The sequence below is a fragment of the Nocardioides ferulae genome (genome assembly GCF_003660455.1).
Classification (GTDB): domain Bacteria; phylum Actinomycetota; class Actinomycetes; order Propionibacteriales; family Nocardioidaceae; genus Nocardioides; species Nocardioides ferulae.
Map to the genome: position 1 here is coordinate 238732 of NZ_QZVR01000007.1, position 16252 is coordinate 254983.

Annotated in this window: 14 protein-coding genes; 11 read left to right on the forward strand and 3 right to left on the reverse strand. The window is 73.6% G+C overall.

Annotation, left to right across the window (positions count from 1 at the left end):
- Positions 1-219: 219 nt before the first annotated feature.
- From D6B71_RS11240 to D6B71_RS11250, 3 genes are all read left to right on the forward strand, one after another.
- Positions 220-1764, forward strand: a complete 1545-nt coding sequence (locus D6B71_RS11240; RefSeq protein WP_121255010.1) for a hypothetical protein — start codon at positions 220-222, stop codon at positions 1762-1764.
- 151 nt (positions 1765-1915) lie between these two features.
- Positions 1916-3547, forward strand: a complete 1632-nt coding sequence (locus D6B71_RS11245; protein WP_121255012.1) for a methyl-accepting chemotaxis protein — start codon at positions 1916-1918, stop codon at positions 3545-3547.
- A 193-nt stretch (positions 3548-3740) separates the two neighbouring features.
- Positions 3741-4844 (forward strand): PAS domain-containing sensor histidine kinase, encoded by a 1104-nt coding sequence (locus tag D6B71_RS11250; protein ID WP_121255014.1) that lies wholly within the window; start codon positions 3741-3743, stop codon positions 4842-4844.
- Between the two features lie 66 nt (positions 4845-4910).
- Here D6B71_RS11250 and D6B71_RS11255 read toward each other — a convergent pair whose 3' ends face one another.
- Positions 4911-7157, reverse strand: coding sequence for an Ig-like domain-containing protein (locus tag D6B71_RS11255; protein WP_121255016.1), 2247 nt, complete (start codon positions 7155-7157; stop codon positions 4911-4913).
- Positions 7158-7363: 206 nt separating this feature from the next.
- On the reverse strand, positions 7364-8188 hold the full coding sequence (locus D6B71_RS11260; protein WP_240641314.1) for a thioesterase family protein: 825 nt from the start codon (positions 8186-8188) through the stop codon (positions 7364-7366).
- 106 nt (positions 8189-8294) lie between these two features.
- Here D6B71_RS11260 and D6B71_RS11265 point away from each other — a divergent pair, with 106 nt between their 5' ends.
- Complete coding sequence (locus D6B71_RS11265) at positions 8295-8804, forward strand: nucleoside deaminase (protein ID WP_121255021.1); 510 nt, start codon at positions 8295-8297, stop codon at positions 8802-8804.
- A gap of 142 nt (positions 8805-8946) precedes the next feature.
- Positions 8947-9993: a hypothetical protein gene (locus D6B71_RS11270; protein WP_126688244.1), complete on the forward strand. Its 1047-nt coding sequence runs from the start codon at positions 8947-8949 to the stop codon at positions 9991-9993.
- A 67-nt stretch (positions 9994-10060) separates the two neighbouring features.
- Here D6B71_RS11270 and D6B71_RS11275 read toward each other — a convergent pair whose 3' ends face one another.
- Positions 10061-10240: a hypothetical protein gene (locus tag D6B71_RS11275; protein WP_121255025.1), complete on the reverse strand. Its 180-nt coding sequence runs from the start codon at positions 10238-10240 to the stop codon at positions 10061-10063.
- A 121-nt stretch (positions 10241-10361) separates the two neighbouring features.
- Here D6B71_RS11275 and D6B71_RS11280 point away from each other — a divergent pair, with 121 nt between their 5' ends.
- From D6B71_RS11280 to allB, 6 genes are all read left to right on the forward strand, one after another.
- Positions 10362-11456 carry an acetamidase/formamidase family protein gene (locus tag D6B71_RS11280; RefSeq protein WP_240641315.1) on the forward strand — a complete coding sequence of 365 codons (1095 nt, stop codon included), beginning with the start codon at positions 10362-10364 and terminating at the stop codon, positions 11454-11456.
- Positions 11457-11474: 18 nt separating this feature from the next.
- Positions 11475-13004, forward strand: coding sequence for an AtzH-like domain-containing protein (locus D6B71_RS11285; protein ID WP_240641316.1), 1530 nt, complete (start codon positions 11475-11477; stop codon positions 13002-13004).
- Positions 13005-13076: 72 nt separating this feature from the next.
- Positions 13077-13571: a 2-oxo-4-hydroxy-4-carboxy-5-ureidoimidazoline decarboxylase gene (gene uraD, locus D6B71_RS11290; RefSeq protein WP_121255029.1), complete on the forward strand. Its 495-nt coding sequence runs from the start codon at positions 13077-13079 to the stop codon at positions 13569-13571.
- Positions 13568-13894, forward strand: a complete 327-nt coding sequence (gene uraH, locus D6B71_RS11295; RefSeq protein ID WP_121255031.1) for a hydroxyisourate hydrolase — start codon at positions 13568-13570, stop codon at positions 13892-13894. Before uraD ends, uraH begins: the two co-directional genes overlap by 4 nt.
- 1 nt (position 13895) lies before the next feature.
- Entirely contained in the window at positions 13896-14846 is a 951-nt protein-coding gene (gene pucL / locus D6B71_RS11300; RefSeq protein WP_240641317.1) for a factor-independent urate hydroxylase, read from the forward strand.
- A gap of 19 nt (positions 14847-14865) precedes the next feature.
- Positions 14866-16227 carry an allantoinase AllB gene (gene allB / locus D6B71_RS11305; RefSeq protein ID WP_121255033.1) on the forward strand — a complete coding sequence of 454 codons (1362 nt, stop codon included), beginning with the start codon at positions 14866-14868 and terminating at the stop codon, positions 16225-16227.
- The last annotated feature ends 25 nt before the right edge of the window (positions 16228-16252 follow it).

A 16252-nucleotide genomic window follows, 5' to 3' on the forward strand; every position in this document is an offset into this window, starting at 1 on the left:
ACGAAATGCCCGTCGACCAAGCAAGACCCTAGGGAAGGGGGGGTCTTTACCCGTTCTAGTTGCAGGCCCCAGATTCTTATGCAACAAATGGGTACAGGGTGTCCGCAGGGGGCGAGCGCCTCACCGGGGGACGGAGCCCATGTGAACGGTCCAAACGGCACGGCCGCGCCCGCCCGCACCCGCGGGCGCCCGCAGCGACTGCCCGAGGACCGCAGCCCGATGAGCGCGCCGACCGTCGGCGTCGAGCAGCGCATCGCCTGGCTGCTCACCACCAGCCGCCTCTTCGGCGCCGACCGCGAGCTCGCCAAGCGGCCCGCCTTCCTCGCCGCGCTCGCCGAGCACGGCATCACCGTCGACTCCCCCCGCATCTCCCGGTGGGAGTCCGGCCTGCAAGCCGTGCCGCCGCGCGTCGTCGCGGCGTACGAGACCGTCCTCGGCCTCCCCGAGGGGTGGCTGGTCTCCGTCAGCGACGGGCTGCGGCGGACGTTCTCGAGCGAGCAGGGTCTCGGCAAGCTCGACCACCGAGGCGGTCTCGGCAAGCTCGACCAACGAAGCGATGCCGACCTCGAGGCGCTCCTCGACGCCACCGTCTCCGGCAAGGCCACCGGCGCGGAGTGGATGCAGCTCGCCGACTGCCTCGGTCGCTACGACCGGGTCTTCCTGCGCGCCAGCGAGTGGGAGGCGCTCTCCTCGCGCCTGGTCGGCGAGCTCGCCACCTCGGTCGGCGCCGGCTACCAGCGCCGCTACGAGGCCGCCGCGGCGCTGATCCGCCACCCCTCGTCGCAGTACTCCATGATGATGGCGATCGGCGCGTTCCTGGTGCACCCCCACAACCAGGTCTTCTCCCCCGTGCTCACCCTGCTCGCCGAGGTCAGCGGCGAGCAGGCGAACGAGCTGGTGCTGCGGCTGATGCAGTCCGGCATCGAGTGGCAGCGTAAGGCCGCCGCCTCCGTCGCCGCCGCCAAGCTCGGCCGCGGCCACTTCGCGCCGTCCTCGATGCCGTTCCTCGAGGCGTACGCCGCCCAGACGCTGCGCGGCACCGACCCCCTCGACGGTGGCCTCGACTGCATCGGCCTCGCCGCCCACTTGCCCCAGTCGTCGTGGACCCGCCTCGAGGCCCGGCTCGGCCACCCCCGGCTTCAGGGCAAGCTGATCCGCTGGCGCGCCACCCAAGAGCTCATCCCCAGCCACAAGGCCAACGAGACCATCAACGACCTCGCCACGGCCGTGCAGCGCGCCACCGCAGGCACCCGCATCTCCGAGCCCGACGCGCTGCTGCGCCGGCTGCTCCACGAGAGCCTGCTGCACGTGCACAAGGCCCGCCGCCACTACGCCGCGCTCTTGCTCGCCGCCAGCCCCTACGCCCCCGCGCTCGCCAGCGTCTGCCACGACTTCGCCGGCGGCACCAGCGAGTTCGTCGCCGCCCGCGCCTGGACCATGCTGATGCGCGTCGGCCACGGCGGCCTCCACGAGGAGGTGCGTCGCCACGCCCTCGCCGAGACCCGCAGCACCGTCCGACCGCGCGCCCTGGTCAACCTCGGCCTCTGCTCCACCCCCCTCGGCGCCGCCGGCGAGGCGCTCGCCGCCCAGGTGCCCGAGCTGACCTCGTCGGTCGAGCGCCAGGCGAGCATGTTCGCGCTCGGCATGACCGGCGACCCCTCCCTCCGATCCCTCGCCGGGCTCGACGGCTGGGTCGGCGACAGCGCCACCTGGTGGCTCGAGCACGGGCCCGCCGTGCACGACTCCGACCTGCCCGACTGTTGAGCCGTCAACGACAGCAAAAGGGTAAAGAGAGTAAAGAGGCCGCCGACTCTGCGGGCGACGGTCTCGGGTGGTCAGGGGATCACCACCGGCGCGGCCACGACGCGCTCTGGTGAGGCCACGACCCGGCCGACAGGCCACCCCGGAGGAACACATGTCCGACGACCTCGAGCGCGCCACCACACGCCGCCGAAGCCCGCTCACGCTGATCAGCAACCTGTCCACCGCCAAGAAACTCACCGCCGGCTTCACGCTCATGGGGGTCCTGGTGGTCGCCGTCGGGCTGCTGGGCCTGAGCCGTCTGGGTGCGACCCAGGAGCGACTGGAGAATGTCTACGACGAGAACATGGCTTCGGTGCAACTGCTCGGCGCCCTCGACGCCGACATCGTGATGACGCGATTCAAGGCAGTGGACGTGCTGGTCGCCCAGGAGTCGGCGGCCATGCGGGCCCTCCAGGCCGACATCGACGAGCTCGACGTGCGCGTCGACGACGCACTCACCGCCTACAAGCAGACCGACCTGACCGGCCGCACCGAGATCGTCGCGCAGCTCGAGGCCGCCCTCGCCGACTACCGCACCGGCCGGGACGAGCAGATGCTGCCCGCAGCGCTCGCCAACGACATCGAGGCGTTCAACGATGCGCGTGCCGAGCACGTCACCCCCTACTCCACCGCGATCACCGAGGCCGTCGGCGCCCTGACCGACAGCGAGAACGCCGCCGCCGAGCAGGCGATCGCCGACGCGGCCGACGCCTACAGCTCCTCCCGGCTCCTCATCTTCGCGATGATCGCGGCCGCCGCCCTGCTCGGCCTCGGGCTCACCGTGTGGCTCACCCGGCTGATCGCCGTCCCGCTGCGCAAGGCCGTCGACGTGCTCAAGCAGCTCGCCGCCGGTCGGCTCGACCAGCGCCTCGACGTCGACAGCCGCGACGAGGTCGGCCAGATGGCCACCGCTCTCAACGAGGCCCTGGCAGGTCTGGGTGACTCGATGCGCAGCATCGACGAGAACTCCGTCGCGCTCTCCTCGGCCTCCCAGGAGCTCTCCGCGGTGTCGGCCCAGATGTCGGGCTCCGCCTCCGACTCCGCCACCGAGGCCGGTGTGGTCTCCGCCGCCGCGGAGCAGGTCTCCCAGAGCGTGCAGACCGTCGCGGCCGGCGCCGAGGAGATGTCGGCGTCGATCCGCGAGATCGCCCACAACGCCACCACCGCGGCCACCATCGCCGAGCACGCCGTCGAGGTCACCGACAACACCACCGCCACCGTCGCCAAGCTCGGCGACTCCTCCATCGAGGTCGGCAACGTGGTCAAGGTGATCACCTCGATCGCGGAGCAGACCAACCTGCTCGCCCTCAACGCCACCATCGAGGCCGCCCGCGCCGGCGAAGCAGGCAAGGGTTTCGCGGTGGTCGCCAACGAGGTCAAGGAGCTCGCCCAGGAGACCAGCCGCGCCACCGACGACATCAGCCGCCGGATCGAGACCATCCAGGCCGACACCCAGGCCGCGGTCACCGCGATCACCGAGATCTCCTCGATCATCGCCCAGATCAACGACTCTCAGTCCACGATCGCCTCGGCCGTGGAGGAGCAGACCGCCACCACCAACGAGATCTCGCGCAACGTCGCCGAGGCCGCCAGCGGCTCCACCCACATCGCCTCGAGCATCACCAACGTCGCCAGTGCCGCGAACGAGACCACCACTGCCGCAGGCTCGACCAGCCAGGCCGCCGAGGAGCTGGCCCGGATGGCGTCGGAGATGCAGCAGCTCGTCGGCCGGTTCCGCTACTGAGCTCCGCGCCCACGCCGAAGCTCGGCCCATCGCAGCGGTCCAGGTCAGACCGGCTGCGATGGGCCGAACAGCCCCACCCGCCCGGCCGGAACCAGGACATCCCGTGACCTTCGCCCCCACCAACCTGGCCCGGTCCACGGCAACCTGGTGGAGTCAACGAGCGCGCCGCGCCCCGATCAGTCCTGGAAGAACCGTGGACACAGCCCTCTCCGCCCTGCTCGGCACGCTGCGCGGGACCACCCTCGCGATCATGGACGCCCAGGGCCGGTTCGAGCTGGTCTCCCCCGCGCTGACCGAGCAGCTGGGCCTGGACCACCCCCCTCGCGACCAGGCCGAGCTGATCGAGGGCCAGATCCTGCTCTGCGAGGACGGCGTCACCCCCGCAACCCACCACGAGCTGCCCGGCTCACGTGCCCTGCGCGGGGAGGTCGTCGAGGACGCACTGCTGGTCACCTGCGACCGCGGCGGCCTGCTGCGCTACCAGCGAGCCAGCGCCGCGCCGATCGTGGACGAGGACACCGGCGCCATCACCGGCGCCGTCATCCTCGTGCGCGACGTGACCGCCGAGCACCGGCTGGCGCAGACCGAGGAGCACCTGCGACACCGCCTCGTCGACGTCATCAACCACCAGTTCCGTACGCCACTCACCTCGGTCCTCGGCCACGGCGAACTGCTCGAGGACCTCGGCGTCGAGCTGCCCGCCCAAGCCCGGTCGTCGCTGGACCGCATCGTCAGTGCCAGCCGCCGGCTGGCGGGGCTCACCGAGGCCGTCTCCGCGCTGGTCGACCTCGAGCAGGCGGGACGGCTGCACCCCACCGACGGCGACGTCGTCACCGCTGTCCGCGACTCGGTCGCCTACCTGCAGCCGCGTGCCCGGCAGCGGCGGGTCGAGCTCGCCGTGCGGCTGCCCGAGCGGTTCACCGCCATCGCGGACCGACGCCTCCTCGCACGAGCCGTCTACGAGCTGGTCGACAACGCCGTGCGCCACTCCCCGCCCGGCGGGTCGGTAGTCGTCCGGTGCTCCGCCGAGCACCACACCCTGGCCCTGCACGTCGAGGACGAGGGCCCGGGCATCTGCCCCGAGGAGCGGGAGCGGCTGCTGCACTACTTCGAGATCGGCGCCGCGGACACCGACGGGTTCTCCCGGCGCGGCCTCGGCCTGGCGTTCGCCGACACGGTCGCCGTCGCCCACGGCGGCTCCCTGCGCCTGGACGCCCGCGTCCCCCGCGGGCTGGTCGCCACACTGGCGATCCCGCGGGGGACGGTGGGTGTTCCGGGCAAGGCCTCCAGCGGCTGAGGCCCTGCCCGGGGTCGGGGTGGTTTCGAGACGGTTGCTGCGCAACCTCCTCAACCACCGGGTTGGCTAGCGGACCAGGCGGAAGTTCGTCCTCGCGCCGGTGGTGCTCTCCGTCTTCGAGATCACCGCGACGTACCTGGTGCGCTTCTTGCCGTTGGTGTCCTTCACCTTCGTCTTCCAGTTCCCGGCGCCGTTGAGCGTGCCGGTCCGCACCAGCTTCCGCTTGCCGTCGACGTACTTGAAGAGCCTGACCTTGGCTCCCGCGACCGCTGCATTCTTGGTGATGACACGCAGCCGGTCGGCCTTCGGCCCGTTGTTGGGGCCCTTCAACACGGCCGCGATCGGCGAGCAGCGACAGACCACCACGGTCCCGTAGTCGAAGCTCACCGACTTCGCCGCCTGCGCTACCGGCGACCCCGCGGCACTGCCGGAGCGCCCCACGGTCGAAATGCGCACCTCGCCGGGCTCGCTGGCCACGAACACGTAGTCGACGAGGCCGTCCTGGCCGGTCAGCTCCGACTTCGCCGCCTCGCCGCCGCCCTGGCTGCCCGGGCCGGCGCGGAAGAACTCCACGAACAGGTCGGCGATCGGCTCACCGTGCTGGTCGGTGGCGGTGTAGGTCGAGGTCACCGCCTGGCCCACCTCGGAGCCCTCCCCGTCGGAGACCAGCGAGAAGCTCGACGCGGCCGGGTCGACGGCGTACCACTCGGCGGTGTAGTCGCCGGTCACGTTCTCGGACCCGGCCGGTGCCTGCGCGGTCGCGCTCGCCCACCGGTGCGTCTCGGTGCTCCAGGTGCCGGTCACCTTCTGGGCTGCCGCGGCGGTCGCACTCAGCGTCACGTCGCCGTCGGCGACCAGGTCGGTCTTCACCGATGCCACGTCGATCTCGGCGCCCGTCGCGTCGTCGGCCAACGTGACCGTCTCGCCCGCCACCGGGTTGCCGAACTGGTCCTCGGCGACCACGTCGAGCACGACCGTGTCGCTCAGCGGTGCCTTCGGCAGCACCCCCGACTGCTGCAGCGCCGCCGGCGCCGGCTCCAGGCGCACCTTGCCGCCGTTGAACGGGTTCGCGGTGGTCCAGTCGACGACCTCGGTGTCGGTCACCGCGGTCGTGGTGCCGGGGCCGGTCGCCGAGGCCGTCACGGTCGCGTCGACCCTGCCGTCGTCGTCGAAGCCCGCGTCGCGCTCGATCGCCAGCGTGAACCGGGCGACGCCGTCGCCGTCGGTCGTGGCCTCGATCGAGGCACCCAGGTTCTTCCACGCCCCCGCGTCACTGCCCGCGGTCGGCGTCGCCGCCGGGGTCAGCCCCGCCATCGTCGTCGCGTGCGTGGTGAAGAAGCCCTTGTCGGTGGTCAGCCTGACCTTCTGGTTCGCCAGCGGGTTGCCGGTGGGGCTCTTCACCGTCACCGACGAGCTCACCGGGCGCCCCGGGGTCTTGCCGTCGACGCTCAGCGGTGTCTCCGCGGCGATCGTCACCGAGCCCACCGCGAGCGTCTTCAGGAAGTCGACGCCCTGCGGGTCGGCCTCGGCACCCACGCCGCCGCCGAGCGCGAACGGGCTGGCCGCGTCGAGCGTGCCGCCGAGCTCCGCGGGCTGCGGGGTCTCCTTCACGTCGGCGACGGTGGCCGAGATCGCGCCGCCCGCGCCGGTGGTGACCCGCAGGCCGGTGACCAGCTGGTCGCCGTCGACCAGGCCGGCGTCGCCGTCCCCGTCCGGCTCGGTCTCGGCGCCACGGGTCCAGCTCAGGTCGAGCGGACGCCCCTCGAGGCCGGTGCCGTCCTCGAGGGCCAGGACCCCGTCGACCCTGGCGAAGTCACCCGCGAGCGCCTGCTGCGGGCCCTTGAGCCGCCAGGTGACGTCGGCCTCGCCGGCCTTGATGGTGAGGACCTTGGCCTCCGCGATCGCGCCCTCGCCGGTGAACGGCGCAGCGCTCAGCGCGGCGTAGAGCTCGTAGGTGCCGGCCGGCTGCCCGCCCGGGAACTTCACCATGGTGCTGTTGACGCCGGTGAGCGTGGTCTGCTCGTCGGTCGTGATCGGCTCGCCGCCGGCGAACGGCCGCACCACCCAGTGGTAGGTGAGCGTGCGGAACGCCATCGAGATCTCGGCCCCGGACTGGTCCTTCGCCGACACCGTGATGTCGCCGAACCCGTTCTCGTCGACGTCGAACGCCAGCCCGTCGGCCGACGCCCCCGCCAGCGACGTGGTTACCGGGTCCCCCTCGGCGGCAGCCGCCCCTGCGAGCGGCAGCCCCGCCAACGCGAGCGCGGCGACCGCGGTGACCGCCAGGCTCCTGACCCTCGGCGTACGCAGCATGAAGTCGTTTCCTCCCAATGTCGGCCCATGACGGGCTCGCTCCAGTGACCGGCCTCGGCCCGAGCGAGGCGCGCGACAGGTGTCCTCCCCCCTGTCGCCGGTCTTCCAACGTGCGAGCCCCGAAGAGGGAACACCGGTCTGGACCGTCCGGACGCAATTCGTCGGAAACCCCCACATCTGACATGGAGTGGTGCTAGGCGATTGGCTCACCCTCGTGGCTGGCGCGCCAGCTGCCGGCTCTGCGCGACCAGCCGGCCGGCGGAGTCCCAGACCTCGCAGTCCTCCTCGAACATGCCGCCGGCCAGGTTGCGGGTCGCGTGCCGCACCTTCAACCAGCCGGGCGCGGGAACCGCCCGCACGTGCGCGGTCAGCTCGAGCGTCGGCGCCCACCCGGGCATCCCCAGGTCGAAGGTGACCGGCGGCAGCGCGTCGACGACCAGCAGCAGCGAGATCGGGTCGGGCTCGCGCTCCCCGGCCAGTCGGAACCACGCGCTCAGCTCCCCCTTGCCACTGGGCTGCCCCACCACCCAACCCACCTGGTCGGGGTGGAACCGCATGTCGAAGCGGTCCATCAGCGGCGCCATCCTCCGCACCTCCTCGGGCGCCAGGCTGCCCGGCACGCACTCCTCCACCGGCGGCAGCTCGGGCTGCTCGGCGGTGGTGCGCACGTCGTCGCCCAGCGTGGCCAGGTCGCCGTAGGTGGCCAGCGCCGTGATCCTGGCCTCGCCGCTCTGCCGCAGCTCGGCCGCCGCGGTGGCCAGGCTGCCGCCGTCGCGTCGTACGTCGACCTCGACGGTCGCCGCGCCGCCCACGGCCGCCGACAGGTAGTAGGCGCTGATCGAGATCGGGTCGGGCTTGCCCAGCGGACCCAGCGCCGCCCGCAGCGCCTGGCCGACCACGGCGAGCTGGTAACCGCCGTTGAGGCCGCCGCCCACCGACCAGCCGGGCGCGAGCTCGGCGGCGTACCCACCCTCGGGGCGGGCGACCACAGCGGTCTGGGCGTCGAACTCGGTCTCGGTCGTCTCGCTCACGGTCGCAGAGCGTATTGGCAACCGGACACGACCGGTTGCCCGGATCGACCACGGCGCTCGACCAGCGGGCGTTTGATGGAGGCAGGACTCGACCCAGGGAGGGGCCATGTCGCACTACGACGCCGATCCCGGAGCGGCCTTGGCCGCGACGTCCGACGAGGCCTGGCTGACCCGGGCCTGCGCGCTCGCCGTCGAGAACGTCGCAGAAGGCGGGGGCCCGTTCGGGGCGGTGGTGGTGCGCGACGGCCGGCCCCTCGGCGCGGGGCAGAACCGGGTCACCCGCGACCTGGACCCGACCGCGCACGCGGAGGTCGTCGCGATCAGGGACGCCTGCCGCACGCTCGGCGCGTTCGCGCTCGCCGGCTGCACGCTCTACAGCTCCTGCGAGCCGTGCCCGATGTGCGTCGCCGCGGCCCTGTGGGCCCGCCTCGAGCGCATCGTCTTCGCCGCCGACCGCTACGACGCCGCCCGGGGCGGCTTCGACGACCTGGCCTTCTACGACCTGCTCGCCGCGGACCGGGCGACCTGGCCGATGCCCGTGGTCGCCCTGCCCTGCGCTCACGCCAGCCACCCGTTCGACGCGTGGCTGGCGAAGGAGGACCGGGTCCACTACTGAGCGCGAGTGACGCGAAACGCAGGTTTGGGGGGCTCTCGAACCTGCGCTTCACGGCACTCGGCGTACGCCGGGCCCTCGACGCTTGTCCACAGGCGCGACGCGGCAGGTGCTCCCGGGCCCAGGACCGGGCAGACCCGGTGGCATGGCACACCCTCGTGAACCCCATCGCTGGGACCCGCGCGCTCCGCGGCCGACGGGCTTGGTGCTGCCGGTCGCCGTGGACCCCACCGGCCGTTCCGGGCCGACCCGAGCGCAGGCGGCCGGCCCCCGCTGGCGGCAGAGCAGCCGTGGTCTACACGTCCCTGCCACGGTCTCCGACGACTGCGTCGAGCAGCGCATCCTCGAGCAGTCCCAGCGACTCGGTCCCACCGGCGCCGTCACCGGTTGGGCGGCGCTGCGCCTGCTCGGCGGTGGCTTCTTCGACGGGCTCGACACCGACGGCCGCACCCGGCTGCCGGTGCCCCTCGCTGCCGGTGGCGGCCGGCTCGAGCCGCACCCTGCGATCACGCGACACCGGGAGCGGCTGCCTGAGTCGGAGGTGGTCGTCATGCACGGCATCCGCACGTGCTCGGCCGAGCGAGCGCTCTTCGACGAGATGCGGCGTCTCGACCTGTGGGGAGCGGTCGCCGCGATGGACATGGCCGCCGCAGCCGAACTGACCTCGATCCGGAGGATGCGTGCCTACTGCAGTCGGCGCACCGGGGCGAGGGGGCGACGACACGTCCTCGCGGCGTTGGACCTCGCGGACGAGCACAGCCGCTCCCCGGCCGAGACGAGGCTGCGCCTGGTGTGGGAGCTCGAGGGAGGATGGCCGCGGCCGTTGTGCAACCGCCCGGTCTTCGACCTCGACGGTCGATTGCTCGGCGTCCCGGACCTCTTGGACCCGACGCGCGGCGTCTACGGGGAGTACGACGGCGCAGAGCACCGGACTCGCGAGCGTCACCGTCGTGACGTGCAACGCCGGCAGGACCTCGACGCAGCCGGCCTGGAGCAGGTGACAGTCGTGGGCGCCGACCTGCGGAACCCCACGCTCGTCGTGACCAGGATGCGTCTCGCGCAGGAGCGGGCGGCAGGGCGCGAGCAGCGGTGGACGCTGCAGCCGCCACCGGGGTGGCGCACCGAGCCGTCGCTCGACGAGCGCCTCGACCTGCGCGATCTACTGGCCGAGAAGCCAGACGACGCCGAGTGACGCGAAACGCAGGCCTGAGGGGCTCTCGAACCTGCGCTACACGTCACTGGCGGCGTCCCGCCGGAGCTCAGCGGGCCTTGCGCAGCAGGCCACGCACCCCGCGCCCGATGGCGGCGTCCTTCGCGGTGCCGCCGGTCGCGGCGCGGCCGCCGCGGGTGCCACCCTTGGCCGGCCCGAGGCCGGCGCCGCCGCGCCGTCCGGCCGCCTTGGCCCCCAGCGCGCCCTTGATGATGCTTCCGATCGCCATGGTGTGGTCCTCCCTCCGACGGCCGGCGATCTGCCGACCAGGCCCCGCCGGTACCCACCACCGGCGCCGCGCACCCCTGGCGGCAACACCGCCGAAACAGTCGTTGCGTAGCGTCCGGCCGGTGACGACGACCAGTGGCCTCGAGGTGCTGCAGCCGGGTCGCGGGCCGATCCGCTCGACCTACCTGCCGGCGACCCCCGACACCGTGCTGTGGGGGCGGCTGCCGTGCGCCGCCGACGCGCCGGTCGTCACCGTCGAGCCGGGCACCGAGGTCACCGTCGACACGGTCAGCCACGAGGGGCTGCTCGAGGACCAGGGCCGCGACCCCGAGACGTTCTTCACCGCCCACGGCGCCACCGACGTGCTCGAGGACGCGGTCGCGATCGCGTCGTCCGGGCTGCCGCACACCTTCGGCGTCGACGGCCCGCACCTGGTCTCCCGGCCGGTGCGGGTCGACGGCGCGCGGGTCGGCGACCTGCTCGCGATCACCGTCGTCGAGACGCTGCCCCGCGTGCCCTACGGGGTGGTGTCGAACCGGCACGGGCGCGGCGCGCTGCCCGGCGAGTTCCCCCTCGACGGCGAGCTGTTCAGCGCGTTCGCCACGGTGCAGGACGGCCCCGACGGCGCCCGCGGTGCGCTGCCGCTCGTCCCCGGTGGCGAGCCGGTGGTGACGTTCCCGCTGGCGCCGTTCCTGGGGATCATGGGCGTCGCGGTCGCCGGCGCGAGCCGCCCGCACTCGGTGCCGCCCGGCCCGCACGGCGGCAACCTCGACATCAATCTGCTCACGGCCGGCTCGACGCTCTATCTGCCGGTGCAGGTCGACGGCGCCCTGGCCTACGTGGGCGACCCCCACTTCGCGCAGGGCGACGGCGAGGTCGCGCTCACCGCGATGGAGGCGTCGCTGCGGGCCACCGTGCGGTTCGACGTGGTGCCGCACGAGGACGCCGTACGCCGATTCGGCGAGCTCGCCGGGCCGCTCGCGGAGACCCGCGACCACCTGGTGCCGACCGGCCTCGACGAGGATCTCGACCAGGCGGTGCGCAACTGTGTGCGCGCGGCGATCGCGCTGCTCGAGGCGCGCTACGGGATGGATCCGCGGCTGGCCTACGCCTATCTGAGCGCGGCCACCGACTTCGACATCTCCCAGGTGGTCGACGTGGTCAGCGGTGTGCACGCCCGGATCCGCAAGGCCGACTTCGCCGCGGTGGCCCGATGATGGCCCGGTGATGTCCCGGTGACCCGCGCCGACGCCCGGCTGCACCTCAGCGGCGCCGCCCACCCGCCGGCCGGCCTGCTCGAGGCGTTCTGGAGCTACGAGCGCGCCCTGCACGCCGACGACCTCGCCGCGCTGGACCGGCTGTTCGCACCCGGCCCGCACACCATCCGTGGCGACGCCCAGGGGCTCCTGGTCGGGCACGACGCGATCAGCGCGTTCCGTGGCAGCCGCGGCGGCATCCCCGAGCGCACCCTCACCGACCTGCACGTCCAGGTGGTCGACGACGACCACGCGCTGATCGTCGCGCTCACCGAGCCGCACGGCGGCGGCCGCGGGCAGCAGACCCAGCTGTGGGCCCGGCTCCCGCTCGGCTGGGCGGTCACCGCCGCCCACGTCTCGGCACCCCCGCCGGCCCTCGACACAAGGGTCTGGCGGGTGGTCGGCGACCCGCTGGTCGCCGGCGCCGACGGCGGGCCGCTGCGCGGGCACACCGTCGCCGTCAAGGACCTCTACGCCGTCGCCGGTCAGCGCATCGGGGCCGGCAACCCCGCCTGGCTGGCCGCCGCCGCCGTCGAGGCCCGCCACGCCGCGGCGGTGCAGGCGCTGGTCGACGCGGGCGCCGACCTGCGCGGCCTGGCCCGCACCGACGAGTTCGCCTACAGCCTCGCCGGGGCCAACGCCCACTCCGGCACCCCGCCCAACGTCCGCGCGCCGCACCGGCTGCCCGGGGGCTCGTCCTCGGGCTCGGCGGCCGCCGTGGCCCTGGGGCACGCGAGCCTCGGCCTCGGCACCGACACCGGCGGCTCGGTGCGGGTGCCCGCGGCGTACCAAGGTCTCTACGGCATCCGCACCACCCACGACCTGGTGAGCCGCGACGGGCTGCTCGCGCTGGCGCCCTCGTTCGACACGGTGGGCTGGCTCGCCCGCGACCCGGCCACGCTGCTGGCGGTCGGCCGGGTGCTGCTGCCCGGCCGGCCGCCGGCCGGCACCCGCGAGCTGGTCGTCGTGCCACGGCTGGTGGCGCTGGCCGACCCCGACGTCGCGGAGACGCTCACCCGGTGCCTGGCGGCCCTGGGAGGTGTCGCGGCGGAGGACTGGCCACTCGACGACCTGCCCGGCTGGCTGGCCGCCTTCCAGACGCTGCAGGCCTGGGAGGCCTGGCGCGAGCACGGTGACTGGCTGGCCGGCCGACTGGACACGCTCGGCGCCGACGTGCGCGGCCGCTTCGCCCACGCCTCGACCGTCACCGACGCCGACGCGGACGCCGCGCGCGAGCAGGTCGGGCTCGCGCGGGAGACGATCCGGGGCCTGGTCGGCGACCGGGTGCTGGTGCTGCCCGCCGCGTCGTCGGTGGCGCCGCGGATCGGCACCGATCTGGGCCCGGTGCGCGAGGCGACGATGAATCTGACCTGCCTGGCCGGGTTGGGCGGCCTGCCGGCGGTCACCCTGCCGACCCGCACCGCCGAGGGGCTGCCCTGCGGGGTCTCGCTGGTCGCCGCCGCCGGGCGCGACCTGGAGCTGCTGCAGCTCGCCGCCGACCTGGCCTGAGGGCCGGCGATCGTTACCTGCGTGAAACGACCGTTGCGGCTGCGCTTCACATCCGGCTCGTAGGTTCCACGCGTGCTGATCGAGGAGTTCAACCGGCTGGACGCCGAGGCCGCTGCCGCGGTGGTGCGTCCGTGCGCGGACGTCGACGCATGGGTGGCCGCGATCGTGGCGGCCCGGCCGTTCGACTCCGTCGACGAGCTCACCGGGTACGCCGAGCAGGCGGCGTCGGCCTGGACCGGCGAGGAGGTCGAGGCGGCGCTCGCCGACCACCCCCGCATCGGCGAGCGGCCGCGAGGCTCCGGCGCCAGCGCCGGCATGTCCGTGCAGGAGCAGGCCGGCGTCGACCGCGACGACGACGACCTCGCCCGGCGGCTGGCCGAGGGCAACCGGCGCTACGAGAAGCTGTTCGGCCGGATCTTCCTGGTGCGCGCGGCCGGCCGCGACGCCGCCGAGATCCTCGCCCTGCTCGAGCAGCGCCTGGACAACGACGAGGAGACCGAGCTGCGGGTCACTGCCGGTGAGCTGGCCGAGATCGCGGTGCTCCGACTGAGGGGGCAGTTCGCGTGACCACCTGCAGCACCCACGTGCTCGACGCCGCCCTGGGCGTCCCGGCGGCCGGCCTGGCGGTCGGGCTCGCCGGCCCCGACGGCGACCCGCTCGCCGAGGCCGTCACCGACGCCGACGGCCGGGTCCGCTTCGACGCCGACCTCGCCCCCGGCACGCACACGCTGACCTTCGCCACCGGGGCCTGGTTCGCCGCCGCCGGCCGGGAGACCTTCCACCCCGAGGTGCGGGTGGCCTTCGCCGTGGCGGATCACCCGGCTCAGCCCCACCATCACGTGGCGCTGCTGCTGAGCCCGTTCGCCTACACCACCTACCGAGGGAGCTGACGTGACCAGCGCATCGACCACCGAGGCACCAGCGAGCGAGACCACCGGCCGCATCGTGCTCGGCGCCAACCAGTACGGCAAGGCCGAGTGCCGGCTGGTGCGGGTCACCCGGGACACCGCCCGCCACGAGATCACGGACCTCACCGTCACCACCCAGTTGCGCGGCGACTTCACCGCCTGCCACACCGAAGGCGACAACAGCCGGGTGGTGGCCACCGACACCCAGAAGAACACCGTCTATGCCTTCGCCCGCGAGCACGGCGTGCACTCCCCCGAGCAGTTCCTGCTCACGCTCGGCGACCACTTCGTCAGGGAGTTCCCCTGGGTGAGCGGCGGGGTGTGGCAGGCCCAGCAGCACGCCTGGGACCGGCTAGACGTCGCCGGGCGGCCGCACGACCACGCGTTCGCTCGCACCGGCCGCGAGGTGCGCACCGCCGTGGTGCAGCGCGACGGCGCGGAGGTGTTCGTGCTCTCCGGGCTCACCGACTGCACGGTGCTGAAGTCGACCGGGTCGGAGTTCCACGGCTTCCCCCGCGACCGCTACACCACGCTCGCCGAGGCCACCGACCGGATCCTGGCCACCTCGGTCACCGCCTGGTGGCGGCACACCCCCGAGGCGGTGGCCGCCGGGGTCGACTGGAACGCCTCCTACGCCGAGGTGCGCGACACCCTGCTCGAGGCGTTCGCCGACCTGCACTCGCTGGCCCTGCAGCAGACGATCTTCGCGATGGGCAAGGCGGTGCTCGAGCGCTTCCCCGGCATCGCCGAGGTCAAGCTCTCCTGCCCCAACAAGCACCACTTCCTGGTCGACCTCGAGCCGTTCGGGCTGGACAACCCCGGCGAGGTCTTCTTCGCCGCCGACCGTCCCTACGGCCTGATCCAGGCCACGGTGCAGCGCGAGGGCTCCCCCGAAGAGCCGCGAGCCTGGGCCACCGTGCCCGGGTTCTGCTGACCCCGCGCGCGAGCTCGCGATGACACAGGTCGACGCCGTCCGCGGCCGCCGGGTGCTGGTCGACGGCGTGCTGCGCCCGGCCACCGTGCGCGTCACCGACGGCCGGATCGCCGCGATCGACGCTTTCGACGCGCCGGCCGCTGGCCGCGTGCTGACGGTGCCCGACTCGGCGTACCTGTTGCCCGGCGTCGTCGACACCCACGTGCACGTCAACGAGCCCGGGCGCACCCACTGGGAGGGGTTCGCGACCGCCACCCGGGCCGCGGCGCTGGGCGGGGTGACCACGCTCGTCGACATGCCGCTCAACTCGCTGCCGCCGACGACCAGCGCCGCCAACCTGCGGACCAAGCAGCGGGCCGCCCGCGGACAACTGGCCGTCGACGTGGCGTTCTGGGGCGGAGCGGTGCCGGGCAACCTCGGCGACCTCGAGCCGCTGTGGGACGCCGGGGTGATGGGCTTCAAGTGCTTCCTCTCCCCCTCCGGCGTCGACGAGTTCCCGCCGCTGGCCCAGCCCGAGCTGGTCGCGGCCGCCCGCGAGATCGCACGCCTCGACGCGCTGCTCGTCGTGCACGCCGAGGACCCGGCCACGCTCGAGGCGGCACCGCAGACGCCGAGCAGGGCGTACGCCGACTTCCTGGCCTCGCGGCCCGACCCGGCCGAAACCCGGGCGATCCGGCAGGTCGTGGCCGCGGCCCGCGAGACCGGGGCCCGGGTGCACGTGCTGCACCTGTCCAGCGCGACCGCGCTCGACGTGCTCGCGGACGCCCGCGCCGAGGGGCTGCCGGTGAGCGTCGAGACCTGCCCGCACTACCTGTGCTTCGCCGCCGAGGAGATCCCCGACGGCGCGGGCGAGTTCAAGTGCTGCCCGCCGATCCGCGACCGCGGCAACCGCGACGCGCTGTGGCAGGCGCTCCTGGACGGTCTCATCGACGTCGTCGTCACCGACCACTCCCCCGCCACCGAGGAGGAGAAGCGGCGCGGCGGCGGCGACCTCCAGCAGGCCTGGGGCGGCATCTCCGGGCTGCAGGTCGGCTTCACGGCGGTCGCCCACGAGGCCCGGCGGCGTGGCATCGACGTCGAGCGGGTGAGCGAGTGGATGTCGCGCGGCACCGCCGACCTGGTCGGGCTCGGCCACAAGGGCCGGATCGAGGTCGGCGCCGACGCCGACCTGGTGGTCTACGACACCGCCGAGGAGCTGCACGTCGACGCCGCAGCGCTGGCGCACCGCAACCCGATCTCGGCCTACGACGGACAGCGGTACGCCGGGCGGGTCACCGCCACCGTGCTGCGCGGCCGGATGCTCGACCCGGCCGGGCCCGACCCCGCGTGGGGCCGGCAGCTGACCCGCCCAAGCGGACCGGAAACCGTCACGCCCCGGTGAAACCGGCGAAACGGCACCGAAACAG